The organism is Streptomyces sp. NPDC059816, assembly GCF_042732055.1.
Taxonomy (GTDB): Bacteria; Actinomycetota; Actinomycetes; order Streptomycetales; family Streptomycetaceae; genus Streptomyces.
The window spans coordinates 23,776-39,747 of the sequence record NZ_JBHWIQ010000014.1 but is presented as its reverse complement, the minus strand read 5'-3'; the positions used below and the strand labels follow the sequence as shown (position 1 = coordinate 39,747).

Genomic DNA, 15,972 nt, shown 5'->3' with positions numbered 1-15,972 from the left:
AGTGTTCCGCCCCCGCCCACCGGATGACCGGTTCCACAGGGGCCCGTCGAGCGGGAGCGCCTTCTCGGTGGGCACGGCCGTGCCCCCTCGGGGTGCTTCCAGGAGGTCGACGGAACGAGGCCCGCCGTTCGTGACATCGGGCACGGGCCGCGGCTCCAGCGGCCGTTCGGGGACGTCGGTCCGCCGGACGGAACCTAGAATCGGACGAGATCACGAACGCACGGGGCAGAGGGGACAACGGGTGGAGCTGACCGGTGCGTTGGCGGACGTCGACTGGGCCTCGCACCGCCCCGCGGTCTTCGGAGCGGCCTACCGGATCCTGGGCACCGTGGCCGAGGCCGAGGACGTCACCCAGGAGGTTTGGTTGCGCGCCGCCGCGGCCGACCGGTCCGACGTGCGCGACCTACGGGCCTGGTTGGTGACCGTGGCCGCCCGGACCTCGTACAACGTGCTGAAGTCGGCCCGGGTCCGACGCGAGTCCTATGTCGGGCCCTGGCTCCCCGAGCCGCTGCTGACCGGACCCGACGTCGCCACCCAGGTGCTCGTGGACGAGTCGGTGGGCACCGCGATGCTGGTCGTCATGGAGCGGCTCACCCCCGCCGAGCGGGTGGCGCTGGTGCTGCACGACGTCTTCGACTTCCCGTTCGTCCGGATCGCCGAGGTGCTGGGCGGCACGCCGGCCGCCAGCCGGAAGCTCGCCTCCCGTGCACGGGCGCGGATCGCCCAGGTCAAGGAGCGCCCCCGGGCGTCCAGAGCCGAAACGGAACGCGTCCTCGGGGCGTTCAAGGCGGCTGCCCAAGCGGGGGACATGGCCGGGCTCGTCGCACTGCTGGACCCCGGGGCGGTCTACGTCGGCGACGGCGGCGGTCGGGTCGCCGCCGCCCGCAGGCCGGTCCTGGGCGCCGGGCCGATCGCCCTGCTGGCGGTCAGGCTGGTCACGATCCTTCGTCCCGACTCGATCCGGATCGTCGAAGCGAACGGGTACCCGGCCCTGGCGACCTACCGCGCGGGTCAACTGCTCTGGCTCGACACGGTGGAGATCACCGACGGGCGGATCACGGAGCTCCGCAGACTGGCCAATCCCGAGAAGCTGGCCCGCATCGGTCACATCTGAATCCGCTGTCCTGTCTCCCTGTCGAACCCTCCGATCCCCGGAGGGGCCGAACGGGAGAGGGACGACACGATGGCCCACGTAGTGATCATCGGAGGCGGTTTCGCGGGCGTGTGGAGCGCGGCGGGCGCGGCGCTGGTGCGCGGCGATGCGGACCTGCGCATCACGCTCATCGCGCCGAACGAACACCTGGTGCTGAGGCCGCGGCTCTACGAGGCGGAGCCGGACCTGGCCAAGGTCGAGCTGAGCCGGGTCCTCGAACCGATCGGCGTCGAGCACCTGCGGGCCTCGGTGAGCACGATCGACACCGGCCGCCGCGTCGTGGTGGCAGCCGGCCGGGAGATCGCCTACGACCGCTTGGTGCTGGCGGCGGGCAGCAAGCTCGTCCCGCCCCGGGGCCTGCCCGGCGCCGAACGGCTCTTCGACATCGACACCCTGGACGGGGCCCGTCGCCTCACCGACCATCTGCGCGGCCGGGCGGAGCACTCCGTCGTGGTCGTCGGCGCCGGATTCGTCGGACTGGAGGCCGCCACCGAACTGGCCGCCCGAGGGAGGGTGTTGCTGGTGGACCGGTCGGAGGTGGTCGCCGAGCAACTCGGCCCGGGCCCGCGGGCGGCGATCGAGTCGGCCTTGGACGAGTTGGGCGTCGAACGTCGCCTGGGGACGACGGTGACGGAGGTCGGCGACGGCTACGCCGTGCTCCGTGACGGCACCAGGGTCCCGGCGGACGCCGTGGTCTGGTCCGTGGGGATCAGGGCCAGTGAGCTCACCGGGCAGATATCCAAGGAGTTGGATCACCTCGGCAGGATCCCGGTGGACCGACACCTGCGGGCGCTTCCCGAGGTGTTCGTCGCCGGAGACACGGCCGCTGCGGCCTTCGACTCCGAGCACACCGTCATGCAGGCGTGCCAGCACGCCACCCCGCTGGGCAGGGTGGCCGGCTACAACGCGGCAGCCGATCTGCTCGACGTGCCGCTGCGCGACTTCACCCCCGGCCCGTACGTCACCTGCCTGCACCTGGGGAGCGCCGGTGCGGTCTTCACCCGGGGCTGGGACCGCACGGTGATGGCCTCCGGTGCCGAGGGCGCGAGCGTCAAGAAGTGGATCAACGAGCAGATCCACCCTCCGGTCGACGACGCCTCGGAGATCCTTGCCGCCGCGGACCACGTCCACCTCGACATCCCGTTCTTCCCCCTCCCCGAGCTCCCCGACCTTCCCGACGAGGAGGCCGTTTCCGCCGTCTGAACCCCGCACAGGGGCCGCCCGGTCTCCTCACGGCCCGGCCAGCCGTGAGGGCCGGGTTGCTATGCTCGCTGTCATGGCACGAGGTATCTGGTCGCAGAAGGTTCGATCCGCCCGCTGACGGCGGCGCCTTCTCCCTGCTGAATCAGCGCTCGCCGTCCCGGTTCCCGCCGGGCGGCCCTTCCGCTTGCCCGGCTCCACTGCGAGCTGCGGAGCACCGTTGAACCCCACGCCGATCACGCCGACCACGCCGACCCACGAAGCCGTGTCCCTGCCCGTCGAGGCGGGTGCCGGCGCGCACCTGCGCATCGAGGGCGTCACCGTCACCCGCGGAGCCCGACGCGTCCTGAACGACGTCTCGCTCACCGTGTCCGCCCGGTCGCGGACCGCCGTCGTCGGCGAGAACGGCCGCGGCAAGACGACCCTCCTCCACGTACTCGCCGGGCTGATCACACCCGACGGGGGCACCGTTCGTCGGGCCGGCACGATCGGCCTGGCACGACAGGAACTGTCCGTGCGGGGCGGCGAGAGCGTCGGCACCCTGACCGCCCGGGCGGCGACCGCGTCGCTGGCCGCCCTCGACGCGCTGGACCGGGCGGCCTGCGCCATGACCGACGGCGACCCCGCCGCCGGCGACCGGTACGCCGCTGCACTCGAAGCCGCCACCCGGCTCGACGCGTGGGACGCCGAACGCCGCGTCGACGTTGCACTCGCATCCCTGGGCGCCCCCACCGACCGCGACCGCCCCCTGACGACGATGTCGGTCGGGCAGCGCTACCGGGTCAGGCTGGCGTGCCTGCTCGGCGCCCGACACGACGTCCTGCTGCTCGACGAACCGACCAACCACCTCGATGCCGCCGGGCTGGACTTCCTGACCCGCAGCCTGCGCGAGCACCACGGCGGGCTCGCCGTCGTCAGCCACGACCGGGCGCTGTTGCGCGACGTCGCGAACCGGTTCCTCGACCTCGATCCGACCCGCGACGGCAGGGCCCGCCTGTACACCGGGAGTTACGACTCCTGGCAGGACGGCAGACGCCGCGAGCGGGAACGCTGGGAGCAGGACCACGAGGAGCAGCAGACCGAGCACCGTCGGCTCCAGGACGCGGTGTCGAAGGCCCGGGACCGGCTCTCCACCGGCTGGCGACCGGACAAGGGGACGGGGAAGCACCAACGGCAGTCCCGTGCACCGGGCGTCGTCCAGGCCCTGAACCGGCAGCAGGAAGCCCTGGAAGCGCACCGGATCGACGTACCGGAGCCGCCACCGGCCCTGCGGTGGCCCGACTTCGGCATCCGTCCGGGTGCGCCACAGGTGCGGGCGCACGGTGTCGCCGTCGCCGGGCGGCTGGCCGGTCCCCTCGACCTCACCCTCGACGGCGGTGACCGGCTGCTCGTCACCGGACCGAACGGTGCCGGCAAGTCCACGCTGCTCGCGGTGCTGGCCGGTTCGCTCGCTCCCACGGCCGGGCACGTCGTGGTGGCGCAGGGGGCGCGGATCGTCCGGGTCACCCAGGAGACCACCGCGCAGGACCCCCGGCTCACGGCCCGTGAGGTGTACGCCGACCAGGTGGGACGGTGGGTGGCCCGCGGTGTGTTGCGGGACGCCGACGCCGTGCCGCTGGGAGGGCTCGGGCTGCTGGACTCCGAGGCCGCTCGCACTCCGGTCGGGCGGATGTCGCAGGGGCAGCAGCGGCGCCTCGACCTGGCGCTGGCGCTGGCCGGGCGGCCCGGACTGGTCCTGCTCGACGAACCGACCAACCATCTGTCGTCGGGCCTGGTCGACGAGCTGACCGACGCGATCCGTGGAACGAGCGTCGCCGTCGTCGTCGCCACGCACGACCGGCAACTACTGCGGGACCTCGCCGACTGGCCGCGTCTGGAGGTGGGCTGACCTCCGGTACCGGGCGTAGCGAGCCGGTGTGACGTCGAGGTGGCGGGTGAAGTGCCGGTTCAGATGGGCCTGGTCGTAGAAGCCCACCGCCGCTGCGACGTCCGCCGGTCGCTGGCCGGCGAGCAGGAGCCGGCGTGCCCGGTCGATGCGCCTGCCGGTGAGGTAGGCGTGCGGAGGGAGCCCGTAGGTCTGCTTGAAGCAGCGGACCAGATGGGTGGGGTGAGCGTGCAGCAGCCCGGCCGCCTCGTGGAGGGTCAGCCCGTTGGACAGGCGCTCGTCCAGCAGGTCGCGTAGGGCGCCGGCCGTGCGCGAAGGCTCGCGGTCCGGTGCTCCGGTCCGCGGTGCACGGAGGTGGCGGAGCAGCCGTTCGCGTACCAGCGTCAGTCGGCACTCCGCTTCGAACGCGTCCTGCGGGCCGGTGAGTGCCCCGTGCAGTTGGTGGACGCGACGGCGCAGGACCCGGTCCGCGTGGACCGGGTCGTCCACCGCGGCTCCGATCCACCGTGCCGGGAGGACCCCGGTGTCGAGGTAGAGCACGCGCTTGCGGAATCCCGACGGCTGTACCGTCCTCCCGTCGTGGGGTACCCCGGGTGGCAGCAGGACGACCGCACCCGCGCCGGCCGCCCCGTGGCGACGCCGGTCGACGGCGAAGTCCACCGTCCCGGCGTCGAGGATCATCAGGCTCCACGTGTCATGGGTGTGGACCGGGTAGGCGTGGTCGGTGAATCGGGCGTGGAACACCTCGGTGATCCCCGCGACCGACGGTCGCCAGGCGCTGACTCGGGTGCGGGGCAGCTCGTCGGTCATGCCAGGAACGTACAAGACCCGGTGCCGGCGGTGGTCGCATGCTCGTCGTATGACCACACGCAAGGAATCCGTGAACCTCGCCCACGCCCTCGCGCAGTTCAACGAGTTCTGGGCGCAGAAGAAGCTCGCCGATCTCAACGACTACGAAGTCAAAGTCGCCAAGCTGAAGGGCGAGTTCGTCTGGCACGCCCACGAGGACACCGACGAACTGTTCCTGGTCATCAGCGGCCGGCTCGTCATCCAGCTCAGGGACGGCGACGTCGTGCTCGAACCGGGGGAGCTGTTCGTGGTGCCCCGGGGCGTCGAGCACTGCCCGGTGGCCGACGAGGAGACGGCCGTCCTCCTGGTGGAACCGGCGGGAGTCCGCAACACGGGCGATGCGGGCGGGCCGCTGACCAGGGCCCCCGAGACCCTGGGCTGACGTCGCCCTACGCGCGGGCGTCCTCGTCCGGGTGCAGGGCGTCGAGGATCAGGGTGAGGCCGAAGGTGAATTCGTCGGCGTAGTCGTACCCGGGCTTGAGGGCGTGTTCGGTGGCGAGTTCCGTGAGGTGGGGGTAGGCGTCGGTCGGCATGTCGCGGAGGATGGCCCCCGCGACTTCGTCCAGCTCCGCCGCGCCGTTGAACGGCAGGCTCAGCTCCTGCATCACGAAGCCGTACAGGTAGCTGTCGATCAGCGAGAAGGCGTGCGCGGCCATCGCGACGGAGAAGCCCCCCGTGCGCAGCGTCCCGATGACGGCGTCGTGGTGGCGCAGGGTCGCCGGGCCGGGCCGGGCGCGGGAGTCCAGCAGGCCGACGGCCCACGGATGGCTCCGGAGCACGGTGCGTACGGAGATCGCGCGCAGGCGCATGGCGCTCTTCCAGTCCGCGTCGCGCGGCGGCAGGGCGATCTCGCTGAACACGGCGTCCACCATGCCGTCGAGGATGTCGTCCCTGCTCGCGACGTGGTGGTAGAGCGACATGGCTTCGACGCCCAGCGGTTCGGCGATGGCCCGCATGGTGAGCGCGGCCGTGCCCTTCTCGTCCGCCACCGCGACCGCGGTGCGGATCACGCGGTCGCGGCTGAGCGGGGTGCGTGCCGCCCCCTTGCGCCGGCCCTGGCCCGCCTCGCGCATCTACCGTCCCCTTCCCGACTCCTTGACTGCCTTACGCCATAAGGTTACGTTCCCTTACGACGTAAGGTCAACGTTGCGGCGAAGGGGATGCGCCATGGGCACGGAACGCGTGAAGAAGGTCTGCATCATCGGGGCGTCGGGGAAGCTCGGCCAGTACATGGTCCGACACGCGCTGGAGCGCGGCTACGAGGTGGTGGGCGTGTGCCGGGAACGCAGCGTGCCGAAGCTGGCCGGGTTCGAAGGGCGGATGACCGTCGTCCCCGGACCCACGAACGACCCGGAGGTGATCCGGCGGGCGGTCGCCGGGTGCGACGGGGTGCTGACGGTCCTGGTGCCCTGGGGCGTGCAACAGTACGCATCGGGCACGGCACAGGCGGTGCTCGACCACGCGCGGCCGGACGCCCGTCTGGTCTTCTCCTGCGGCTGGCACATCACCCGCGACGGCAAGGACACGTACTCCCGGCTGTTCACGGCAGCGGTCAGGGTCGCCGCCCTCCTGGGCAAGCTGGTCCGCGCCGCCGAGATCGACGACCAAGTGGAGGCGTGTCGCCGGGTGTTCGCCAGTGACACCCGGTGGACCGTGGTGCGCGGCAGCACCTTGGAGGAGGGCGAGAGCCAGGGCCTGCCCGTGTGGAGCCGGCGGGTGGGCGATCCCGTACTGGCGAGCAACCTCACGCGCCGGGTGGACTTCGCGCTGTTCATGGTGGCGGCGCTCACCGACGACGCCCTCCTCCAGGAGGCCCCGGCGATCGTCGGCCGCTACACCCCGAGCGCCCTAGCCCACGGCCCCGGGGCGGGCGGTCGGGAACGGCTGCCCGAAGACCGCCCCTGACCCGTGCGCTGCCGCCCCCCGTAGCGGCAGCGCCGTGCAGTGGCCCGGCGTCGCCGGAGCCGGTCCCTGCCCCGCCGGGACATCAGCAGAGCGGACGGGTCACATGCCGGCCAGTTGGCCGCCGTCCACGAGATGGGTGGAGCCCGTCTGGAAGCCGAAGTCGGCGGAGGCCATGCCGAGGGCTGCGGCAGCGATCTCCTCCGGCAGCGCCATCCGCTTGAACGCGTCCACGCTCCGGGCCGCCATCTCCGCCTTCAAACGCGCCCACTCCGCGTCCGAGACGCCCGCGGGCCGGTGCACGTCCAACATCGGCGTGTCCGTCATGCCCGGTGCGAGGGCGACCACCCGGATGTTGTACGGACCGTTCTCGATGGCGGCGGCCTGGACGAGCCCGGTCACGCTGTTCTTGGACGCCGTGTACGAGGCCAACCCCGGCCGCGTCTGGATCTGGTTCGACGAGCCGGTCGCGATGATCACGCCACCGCCCCGGCGCCGCATGTGCGGGATCTCGTACTTCAACGCCAGGAACAGTCCGCGCGCATTGGTGAGGGCGACATCGTCCCAGTCCGCGACCGACACCTCGTGCAGATCCGTGAACGCCTTCTGGACGCCCGCGTTGTTGAAGGCCACGTCCGGGCCGCCGTACCGGTCCACCACCCGGTCCACGAACGACTCCACCTGTGCGGGGTCGCGGACGTCGGCACGGAAGTAGGTGGCCTCGCCGCCGGACCCGCGGATCTCCTGTTCGACCTCGCGGCCGAGGCGCGCCGTCCGTCCGCAGAAGCCGACCCGGGCGCCCTCACGGGCGAAGGCCAGCGCCGCGGCCCGTCCGATCCCCTTGGTGGCGCCGGTGATCAGCACCGTCTTGCCCGCGTACCGACCGGCACCGGACCTCCCCGCGGCCCGTTGCGAGGCCGCTGCGCCCGGTGCCCCCATGGCCGCACCGGCCGCCGCGGCCGCCGCGCCACCCAGTACGGTCCTCCGGTTCACCGACCCGACTCTCCTGTCCGTCACTGCCTCGTCCCTCACAGTCGTCCTCCTGGTGCCCGAACGTGCGATCACCCCGAACCCTCCTGCACCCGCGGACCGGGTACATCCGCCGGACGAAGGGAAGGCGTGCCGACGAACGGCGGTTGTGACGTTCGGGGACCCCCGACTTTCGTCGCATGCGCTCGGCATCGCGGTTGCCTACCATGCAGGGGATGCGGACCACTACGCCGTTGTTCTCAACTCCTTTCACCACAGGACCGGTTGTGCACCTCTACGGGGTGCCCCTGACGCCGGCCCGACGCCGTCTGCTGCTCGCCGCCGGCCTCGCCTTCGTGACGTACCGGGCGGTGAGCGATGCACTGACCAGCGGTGCGGGCTTGATCGGCAACCCCTGGGCCAGCGCCGCGGTGGCCGTGGCCCTGTGCGCGGCCCTGCCGCTGGGCGGCCGGCTGCCGCTGGCCGTCGCGGTGCTCGCCACGGCCGGTTTCCTGCTGGAGAGCCAGGTCTGGCCCGTGCTGGTGGCGCTGTACGGAGTCACGCTCCGCCGGCCGCCGGCGGTGGCGCTCGCCCTGACCGGCGCCGCCTACGTGCCCGCGGCCCTCGGTCCGGCCCGGGAGTGGCTGAACATGCCGGTGCTGACCTTCCTGCCCTGTGCCGTCCTGGTCGTGCCACTCGCCTTCGGGCTGGCCGCGGGCAGCCATCGCGAACTGGCCCGGCACCTGGCCGGTCGGCTCGACGAGGCGGAGGTGCTGGCGAGACTCCGCGACGAGCAGGTGCGCCTGTCCGAACGCGCCCGCATCGCCCGGGAGATGCACGACGTCCTGGCCCACCGCCTCAGCCTGCTCGTGCTGCACACCGGGGTGCTCCAGCGGCGCGCGGACGAGGTGCCGGAGCCGGTGCGCGAACGGCTCGCCCTGCTCCGCGACGTCGGCGCCGGCGCGCTGGACGATCTACGTGACCTGCTCGGGGCGCTCCGCGATCGCGAGAGCCCGCCGCCGCTGACACCCACCGCGGACGACCTCCCGGGCCTGATCGAGGAGGCGACGGCGGCCGGCACCCCGGTGCGGTCCCGGGTCGATGCGCTGACCGGGCTGCCGGCGGCGCTGCGGCTCGCCGTGCACCGCATCGTCCAGGAGGCCCTGACCAACGCCCGCAAGCACGCCCCCTCGCAACCCGTGGAGCTGACGGTGGTGGTCGGCCCGACCCGGGTGGAGGTCCGCGCGGTGAACCCCGTCCCCGGCGAGGCGGACGGCGGGCCGGACGGCGGGCCGGCACCGAACGGTCACGGCGGCTACGGTCTCATCGGGGTCGCCGAACGGGTCACCGCCCTGGACGGTGCGTTGACGGCCCGCCGCACGGATGACGGCCGGTTCCTGCTCCGGGCGCGGCTGCCGCTCGGCGCCCACCCGGCCGGCGGCACCAGGAAGGGGGCCGCATGGGAGTCGGCCCACTGATCAGAGTGCTGATCGCCGATGACGACCCCTTCGTCCGGGCCGGTCTGAGTGATCTCCTGCGGACCGACGACGGACTCGAACTCGTCGGCGAGGCCCCGGACGGACGCGCGGCGGTGGACCTCGCGCGACGGACCCGTACGGACGTGGCCCTGGTCGACATCCGCATGCCGGTGATGGGCGGCATCGCGGCGACCGGCGCCCTGCGGTCCCTGCCCCGCCCGCCCGCGGTGGCCGTGCTCACCACCTTCGACCTCGACGAGTACGTGTACGGGGCGCTCCGCGCCGGGGCCGCGGGCTTCCTGCTCAAGGACACGCCGCCGGACGACATCCTGCGCGCGGTCCGGGTCGTCGCGGGCGGTGGCGCCATGCTCTCGCCGACGGTCACCCGTACCGTCATCAGCCGTTTCCACCGCCCCGACACCGCACGTACCCGGGCCGCTCGCAGGGCCGTAGCCCGTTTGACGGCTCGGGAGCGCGAAGTGCTGGACCTCGTGGCGGAGGGGCTGACCAATGCGGAGATCGCCGGCCTGTTGCAGCTGCGCGAGTCGACGGTGAAGGCCCACGTCAGTCGCATCCTCACGGAACTCGGCGTGACGAACCGCGTCCAGGCCGCCCTCGTCGCCCGCGACGTGCTCTGAAGCGGCCGGCTCCCAGCACCCCGGCCGTGCCCCGACGACGACCGCGGATCGCCGTACGTCCGCCCCTCCCGGCGAAGTCCACAGCGCTCCGGGTCCACCGGCGTGCGATTCCGTAGCTAGGGGTAAGGAAACCGTAAAAGCGGCTGGTAGGGTCATCGATCCATCTAATTCAACCTGTCCGAAGGACTTCGCATGACCATGCCCGCGCCACCCGGCGACCAGAACCCCAAGGGCCAGGAACCGACGGCCCAGGGTCCGTGGGGCTCCGGACCGTGGGGGCCGTCCGCTCCGCACTGGCCGTACCCGATGGCGACGCCGCCGCCGCGCAACGGCATGGGCATCGCGGCCCTGGTGCTCGGCGTGGTCGGCGTACTCCTGGGTCTGGTCGTCATCTTCTTCTGGATGTCCTGGCTGCCCGCCCTGCTGGCGCTCGTGTTCGGCTGCATCGGGCTGAGCCACGTCCGCAAGGGGGTGGCCACCAACCGGGGGATGGCGCTGGCCGGCGTGATCCTGGGCGTGGTCGGTCTGCTGGTCTCCGTCGGCGGCGGGGCGCTCACCGTGTGGACGCTCAACGACGTCACCGAAGAGGCCCGTGACGACGCCGTTGCCGCGGAGGCGTCGACGGCGGCGGAGGAAGCGGCCGAGGAACGGGAGCGGCACAAGGAACGTGAGGAGGAGCGGGCCAGGCGGTTGTCGTTCGGCGAGACCTACACGTTCGGGGACGGTCTGAAGGTCACGGTTGCCAAGCCGAAGCCGTTCGTCCCCGATGCCTATGTGGAGGGCCACGCGAAGGGCAACGAGGCGATCGAGGTGACGGTCACCGTCGTCAACACCGGCCCGGAGCGGGTCCCGGTCGAGACGGGGCTGCCCACCGTCATGGACGCCGACGGCGTCTCCGCGGAGCTGGTGATCGACGGAAGCGGACGTCAGAAGATCATCACCGGCCATGTCCTCCCCGGCAAGCAGGCCGTCGGCAAGTACGCCTACTCGCTGCCCCCCGACGCGGCCGATGAGGTCGAGGTCCAGTTCAGCCCCGACCTGGAGCGGTGGGCGGATTCGTACTGGTCCGGCCCCAACTGATCTGCTGGTGCCGCACGGGGACCGGGAACCACAACCGGGCCTCAGGGAGCGTGGCCGCGGCCGTCCCGCGGACCGAAGGCCGCGAGGGCGTCCGCATCGGTCGCGCGGGCCCGCAGGAAGTAGTCCGCCCACGCTTCGACCTCGGGATAGGACGAGTCCCGGCAGACCTCGACGACGGCCGCGTCGATGTCGAAGTCGGTGACGCGCAGCTCGACACCGGGGCCCAACAGGGCCCAGTGCGCTCCGGCCCGGCCGTAGGGCATGCCGACGCTGCCGGGATTGATCACGAGCCGACCGTGGGCGAGGCGGACGAACGGCATGTGGGTGTGACCGCAGACCACCGTGCGGACGTCGCTGCCGAGGCCGTCGAAGACCTCCGCCCAGCGGTCCGGGCGGGAGTCGACCAGGACGACCTCCTCGTCGTCACGGGGGGTGGCGTGGCAGAACAGCACCTTCCCCAGACCGCGCACCGAAAGCGACACCGATGCCGGCAGCGAGGCGAGGAGGTCGAGGTGGCCCTCCCGGAGCTGTTCGGCCGCCCAGGGGGCGATCGGATCGGGGACGGTGCCGCCTCCTCCCCGGCGGCACTCCAGCAGCTCGCGGTCGGCGTTGCCGCTGACCCAGACGACGCGCTCACCGAGGCCGAGCAACAGGTCGAGGACCCGGGCGGGCTGCGGTCCGGCCGCGATGTCGCCGGTGACCACGAGGCGTTCGGCGGCGCTGACGTCGGGTTCGGCGAGGGCGGCCTCCAGGGCCGGGAGGACTCCGTGGATGTCGGACAGGACGGCGACTCGGTTCAGCATGGTGGCCACTGTGCGGGGAAGTCCGCCGAGGAGCGAGGATGTTCGCCGGGCGCGTAGTTCACCTGACGGCCGTTTCCGGGTGCGTCGAGCTGTCTCCACGAAGGTCGAGCCACTCTCAGTGAAGGTCGAACGACCGCCCCTGACGGTGTGCCGAGCCGCACTGATCGGCACCTGACCACGCCGGTTGATACCGCCCCTCGCTCATCCGTGCCAGGATTCGCGGGTGGAGAGCATCGACGTCCCGCGTGCGATCGCAGCTGCGACTTCGGTCGCCGCATCGCTCGACCTGTCGGCCCACGACGCGATCGTTCTCCACCACTCGAACAGGCTGGCGCTGCGGCTGACGCCGTGCGACGTCCTCGCCCGGGTCGCCCCTGCGGAGCACGGGGCAGCACCGTTCGAAGTCGAGCTCGCGCAACGGCTCGCCGAGGTCGGATGCCCGACGGGCCTCTTGGAACCCCGGGTGGTCCCACGGGTGCACCTGCGTGACGGCTTCACCGTGACGCTGTGGACCTACTACGAACCCGTGACGACCCACACCTCACCGGTCGACTACGCCACGGCGCTGGAGCAGCTGCACGCCCGCATGCGCCAGGCCGACGTGCCGAGCCCGCGGTTCACGGATCGCATCACGGAGGCCGAAGACGTCGTTGCCGACCCGCATCTCTCGCCGGCACTTGCCGACGCGGACCGCGCGTTCCTCAGTAGCAGACTGGCAGGCCTGCGACGGGCGATCGAGGACCGCGGCGCCACGGAGCAACTGCTCCACGGCGAGCCGCATCCGGGCAATGTGCTCGGCACGAAGAACGGCCCGTTGTTCATCGACCTGGAGACGTGCTGCCGTGGACCCGTCGAGTTCGACCTCGCCCATGTCGCCGAGGCGGTCTGCGCGCACTATCCGAACGTCGACCGGGGACTGCTGGACGACTGCCGGCAGCTCGTGCTCGCGATGGTCGCAGCCTGGCGTTGGGAACGCGGCGACCGGCTTCCGAACGGGAGGCGATGGGGCGAGGAGTCCCTGCGCTCGCTGCGCCAGGGTCCTCCTTGGCCGACACTCGACACGGTCGCCAGGCGACTGGACGGTCCGGAGAATGCGCCGAAGGCCACTTGACGGCCTTCGCCGGAACCGAGCGGGGAAGGTGCCCGCCGAACGGAAACCGTCCGCCTCGCGTACGCCGAACGTACGCCAGGTGTCCGCTCAAGGGATAGGGTGCCGTCGGGAGGTAGTCCATGTCCGAATTGTTCGACGCCGTCGACGCACTCCTCGCGTCCCGCGCCGCGCTCCCACCGCCCGAGGAGCGCAGACGACTGCGACGCGCCCACGGGCTGACGGTCGATGAGATCGCGCAGGCCCTGAAGGTGCGCAGGGCCACGGTCAGCGGTTGGGAGTCCGGCAAGACCGAGCCGCGGCCCCCGGAGCGTGACGCCTACGCGCGTCTCCTCGAAGGACTCGCCGGGCTCTACCCCCCGCCCCCGCCCCCGTCCGAGACCGAGACCGTCCCGACACCGCAGCCACGTTCCCTGCCCGCGGACCCGGTCCCCGAAGCCGCGGTGACGACCGGCCACGGGAGCACCCGGACCCCTCCCGCGCCCCCACCCCCGCCGCGTGCGACCGGGCAACCGTCGAGCCGCCCGCCGACGAAGGAGCCCGCACCGGGCACCCCTCCCGCGCCCCCGAAGTTCGAGAACGGGCCGCTCGCCGTCGTCGATGTCGACGACGACGGCCAGGTGTTGGCGTACTGCGTCGGCGGCCTGGTCCTGGACGTACCGGCGAAGTCGGTGGCCGGCCTGGTGGACTGGACGCTTCGAGAAGCGGGGCTCGGCCAACCGAGACTGTCGGGGCCGGGCAAGGACGCCGACCCGCTGCTCGTGCTCACCACGGCCGCGTTGGAGCGCTACGGCCTCCCGACCGCCCTCACCGAGGACGAGCGGCTGACCGGACGCCTCCCGGAGGGGCACAAGGTCCTCAAGCAGCTGGCGCGCGCGGAGTGGAAACTGACGAAGCGCGGGTTCGGACCGTGGGCACGGATCTACCGCGCCGCCCAGGGTTCGGAGCGTGCGTGCGTTCAGTTGTGCATCCCCTCGTGGCAGGCGCTCGACCCCCGACACTGGGGGCGGGCCGGCCAGTTGCCGCCGGCGGGACTGGCCCGACTCCTGGGCGTGTACGCGGCTCGGGTGATGACTCCGCGCGGCTCCACCGCCGTCACGGGCCTGGAACTGATGACCGCCCTTCACCCGCCGACCCGCGCCTCGGCCCCCGATGCGAACGGCAAGCGGCACTCCGAGCACAACCCCGGCTCGCTCGGGAGGGAACCGGTCGACCCGGCGCCGTGCGAGGCCCCCGACGGGCACCCGCTGCTGGCGGACCTGCCCCGCTTCCACGTCCGCGGTTCCGGGGAGAAACTGTTCGAGGAGGCGTACGACTGGGCACGCCCGCTCACCGACGACGAGTGTCTGCACCGCAACCTCGTCGGCATCGACGTGAACATGGCCTTCGCGGCAGGAGCGAACGGACTGATCGTCGGCCTCGGCGCGCCCGCGCACGTCACGGAGCCGACCTTCGACCCGAAGCTCCCGGGCAGCTGGCTGGTGGACCTGTCGCACGTCGACCTGTCCCGTGTCAAGGTCGGCACGCAGTGGGCGCAACTGGACGGCGCCCTGCTGCCCAGCCCGTTCACGCCGAAGGGCGAACGCCCGGACGGACCGTCCTGGTACGCGACTCCGACCGTTGCCTACGCGGTGGAACTCGGGTACGAGGTGCGTCCTTCCCAGGCGTGGGTGCGGCACGAGAACGGTCGCTACCTGGACGCCTGGTACAACCGGCTGCGTGACGCGTACCTCGCCACGATGGCGGACCTCGGGGTGCGCGCCGACCTCGCGCCGGAGGAGTTCCTGGCGGCGATGGAGGGCTACCGCGGCCGTGACCCGGAGCTGGCGATCGTGGTGTCCGCGGTCAAGGCGACGGTGAAGGGCGGACTGGGGAAGCTGCGCGAGCGGCCCCGGGGCGAGGGCTGGCGACCCGGTCAGCCGTGGCGGGCCCTGTCCCGCCCCACCTGGCGGCCGGACGTCCGCGCGGCCGTGATCTCCCGCACGCGGGTCAACCTCCACCGGAAGATCGTCAAGCACGCGGCGTTCACCGGGCAGTACCCGATCGCGGTGCTCTCCGACTGCGTGGTGTACGCGGTCAACGGCGAGGGTCCACTGGACTTCCTCCCGTACCGGGACGGCAAACCGCTGCCGGGGGGATTCAAGCTCGGAGTCAATCCCGGTCTGGTCAAACACGAGGGCACGCAGACCACGTTGTGGGGTGAGGGCGTCCGTGAGCAGTTCGGTGCGCCGGAGCTCAACCTCGCCCGGTACATCAAGGACGGCACCGTCACCGACCAGGACAACGGAGAGTAGGTAGACCGCGATGAGCATGTTCGGGGACGGCCTGGAACAGGCCGTGCAGAAGGCGTTCACCCGCCCGATCCCGAAGAGCGCGGGCCCGCAGATGCGGTACCTGGTCAAGCAGCTCAAGGGCACCAAGGCCGTCGCCCAGCTGCTGAGCGTGTCCCAGCGCACCGTGGAACGTTATGTGAAGGACCAGATCAAGACCCCTCGCAAGGACCTCGCCGCGCGTCTGGAACGCGAGGTGCGTGCCCGGTGGCAGCCGCAGATCCGCGCGAAGGCGCGCGAGAGGGCGGCCAGCACCAGCGGCATCGTCATCGACACCCGGGCTCGACTCGGCTACACCGCGCCGATCGGCTCGACCGACCAGGACCGGATGCGGCACCTGACCGTCGCCCTGCCACCGCAGTACGCCGCCCGTCTCTTCGACGCCCAGGCGCACGGCGCCAGCGACGAGGAACTGCGGGGGATCGCCGCCGAAGCCCTCAAGGACGTGTACTTCCAGGACCACGGCCGCCGTGCCGGAAGCCTGGAAGAGGTCCGTTTCACCGACGTCGAGCACGTGGAGTTCGACCTGTAGGAGTCAAGAAGCCGGGGTGGCCCGGGGGCCCGTGTGACTGAGCGC

The 15,972-nt window shown here is 72.1% G+C and carries 15 protein-coding genes; 11 read left to right on the top strand and 4 right to left on the bottom strand.

All coding sequences use genetic code 11. From position 1 onward, the window contains the following. The first annotated feature begins 241 nt into the window (after window positions 1–241). The 3 genes from sigJ (at window position 242) to ACFV88_RS19430 (ending at window position 4,241) form a co-directional block, all read left to right on the top strand. Window positions 242–1,114: an RNA polymerase sigma factor SigJ gene (gene sigJ / locus ACFV88_RS19440; RefSeq protein ID WP_385492784.1), complete on the top strand. Its 873-nt coding sequence runs from the start codon at window positions 242–244 to the stop codon at window positions 1,112–1,114. Between the two features lie 69 nt (window positions 1,115–1,183). Then, window positions 1,184–2,356: an NAD(P)/FAD-dependent oxidoreductase gene (locus tag ACFV88_RS19435; RefSeq protein ID WP_385492783.1), complete on the top strand. Its 1,173-nt coding sequence runs from the start codon at window positions 1,184–1,186 to the stop codon at window positions 2,354–2,356. Between the two features lie 217 nt (window positions 2,357–2,573). Beyond that, on the top strand, window positions 2,574–4,241 hold the full coding sequence (locus ACFV88_RS19430; protein WP_385492781.1) for an ABC-F family ATP-binding cassette domain-containing protein: 1,668 nt from the start codon (window positions 2,574–2,576) through the stop codon (window positions 4,239–4,241). On the opposite strand, the gene ACFV88_RS19425 is transcribed toward ACFV88_RS19430, so the two are convergent. Next, a complete protein-coding gene (locus ACFV88_RS19425) occupies window positions 4,197–5,048 on the bottom strand; it encodes an AraC family transcriptional regulator (protein WP_385492779.1) in 852 nt (283 codons plus the stop codon). The two genes, ACFV88_RS19430 and ACFV88_RS19425, sit on opposite strands and share 45 nt — an antisense overlap. Window positions 5,049–5,097: 49 nt before the next feature. On the opposite strand from ACFV88_RS19425, the gene ACFV88_RS19420 reads away from it, so the two are divergent. After that, the gene (locus tag ACFV88_RS19420) at window positions 5,098–5,469 is read left to right on the top strand and encodes a cupin domain-containing protein (protein ID WP_385492776.1); all 372 of its coding nucleotides are present in this window, start codon (window positions 5,098–5,100) and stop codon (window positions 5,467–5,469) included. Between the two features lie 7 nt (window positions 5,470–5,476). On the opposite strand, the gene ACFV88_RS19415 is transcribed toward ACFV88_RS19420, so the two are convergent. Then, entirely contained in the window at window positions 5,477–6,160 is a 684-nt protein-coding gene (locus tag ACFV88_RS19415) for a TetR/AcrR family transcriptional regulator (RefSeq protein WP_385492775.1), read from the bottom strand. A 94-nt stretch (window positions 6,161–6,254) separates the two neighbouring features. Here ACFV88_RS19415 and ACFV88_RS19410 point away from each other — a divergent pair, with 94 nt between their 5' ends. Next, window positions 6,255–6,992, top strand: a complete 738-nt coding sequence (locus ACFV88_RS19410; protein ID WP_385492774.1) for an NAD(P)-dependent oxidoreductase — start codon at window positions 6,255–6,257, stop codon at window positions 6,990–6,992. 99 nt (window positions 6,993–7,091) lie between these two features. On the opposite strand, the gene ACFV88_RS19405 is transcribed toward ACFV88_RS19410, so the two are convergent. Then, window positions 7,092–7,982 carry an SDR family NAD(P)-dependent oxidoreductase gene (locus tag ACFV88_RS19405; protein WP_385492772.1) on the bottom strand — a complete coding sequence of 297 codons (891 nt, stop codon included), beginning with the start codon at window positions 7,980–7,982 and terminating at the stop codon, window positions 7,092–7,094. Window positions 7,983–8,194: 212 nt separating this feature from the next. On the opposite strand from ACFV88_RS19405, the gene ACFV88_RS19400 reads away from it, so the two are divergent. The 3 genes from ACFV88_RS19400 (at window position 8,195) to ACFV88_RS19390 (ending at window position 11,154) form a co-directional block, all read left to right on the top strand. Continuing rightward, a complete protein-coding gene (locus ACFV88_RS19400; protein WP_385492770.1) occupies window positions 8,195–9,436 on the top strand; it encodes a sensor histidine kinase in 1,242 nt (413 codons plus the stop codon). Next, a complete protein-coding gene (locus tag ACFV88_RS19395; protein ID WP_385493018.1) occupies window positions 9,433–10,074 on the top strand; it encodes a response regulator in 642 nt (213 codons plus the stop codon). The genes ACFV88_RS19400 and ACFV88_RS19395 overlap by 4 nt, the downstream gene beginning before the upstream one ends. Before the next feature lie 192 nt (window positions 10,075–10,266). Then, the gene (locus ACFV88_RS19390; RefSeq protein WP_385492769.1) at window positions 10,267–11,154 is read left to right on the top strand and encodes a DUF4190 domain-containing protein; all 888 of its coding nucleotides are present in this window, start codon (window positions 10,267–10,269) and stop codon (window positions 11,152–11,154) included. Between the two features lie 41 nt (window positions 11,155–11,195). Here the strand turns inward: ACFV88_RS19390 and ACFV88_RS19385 are convergent, their stop codons facing one another. Continuing rightward, complete coding sequence (locus tag ACFV88_RS19385; RefSeq protein ID WP_385492767.1) at window positions 11,196–11,957, bottom strand: metallophosphoesterase family protein; 762 nt, start codon at window positions 11,955–11,957, stop codon at window positions 11,196–11,198. A gap of 223 nt (window positions 11,958–12,180) precedes the next feature. Here ACFV88_RS19385 and ACFV88_RS19380 point away from each other — a divergent pair, with 223 nt between their 5' ends. The 3 genes from ACFV88_RS19380 (at window position 12,181) to tpg (ending at window position 15,927) form a co-directional block, all read left to right on the top strand. After that, window positions 12,181–13,068, top strand: coding sequence for a phosphotransferase enzyme family protein (locus tag ACFV88_RS19380; RefSeq protein WP_385492766.1), 888 nt, complete (start codon window positions 12,181–12,183; stop codon window positions 13,066–13,068). Between the two features lie 119 nt (window positions 13,069–13,187). Further along, a complete protein-coding gene (tap, locus tag ACFV88_RS19375; RefSeq protein ID WP_385492764.1) occupies window positions 13,188–15,359 on the top strand; it encodes a telomere-associated protein Tap in 2,172 nt (723 codons plus the stop codon). Window positions 15,360–15,369: 10 nt separating this feature from the next. Next, window positions 15,370–15,927, top strand: coding sequence for a telomere-protecting terminal protein Tpg (gene tpg / locus ACFV88_RS19370; protein WP_385492763.1), 558 nt, complete (start codon window positions 15,370–15,372; stop codon window positions 15,925–15,927). Window positions 15,928–15,972 lie beyond the last annotated feature (45 nt).

Bases quoted from the DNA above. Each gene is read 5' to 3' on its own strand.
- ACFV88_RS19410 (WP_385492774.1), top strand. From the start codon at position 6,255: ATGGGCACGGAACGCGTGAAGAAGGTCTGCATCATCGGGGCGTCGGGG.
- ACFV88_RS19385 (WP_385492767.1), bottom strand. From the start codon at position 11,957: ATGCTGAACCGAGTCGCCGTCCTGTCCGACATCCACGGAGTCCTCCCG.
- tpg (WP_385492763.1), top strand. From the start codon at position 15,370: ATGAGCATGTTCGGGGACGGCCTGGAACAGGCCGTGCAGAAGGCGTTC.
- ACFV88_RS19435 (WP_385492783.1), top strand. From the start codon at position 1,184: ATGGCCCACGTAGTGATCATCGGAGGCGGTTTCGCGGGCGTGTGGAGC.
- ACFV88_RS19415 (WP_385492775.1), bottom strand. From the start codon at position 6,160: ATGCGCGAGGCGGGCCAGGGCCGGCGCAAGGGGGCGGCACGCACCCCG.
- ACFV88_RS19400 (WP_385492770.1), top strand. From the start codon at position 8,195: ATGCGGACCACTACGCCGTTGTTCTCAACTCCTTTCACCACAGGACCG.
- ACFV88_RS19425 (WP_385492779.1), bottom strand. From the start codon at position 5,048: ATGACCGACGAGCTGCCCCGCACCCGAGTCAGCGCCTGGCGACCGTCG.
- ACFV88_RS19420 (WP_385492776.1), top strand. From the start codon at position 5,098: ATGACCACACGCAAGGAATCCGTGAACCTCGCCCACGCCCTCGCGCAG.
- ACFV88_RS19390 (WP_385492769.1), top strand. From the start codon at position 10,267: ATGACCATGCCCGCGCCACCCGGCGACCAGAACCCCAAGGGCCAGGAA.
- tap (WP_385492764.1), top strand. From the start codon at position 13,188: ATGTCCGAATTGTTCGACGCCGTCGACGCACTCCTCGCGTCCCGCGCC.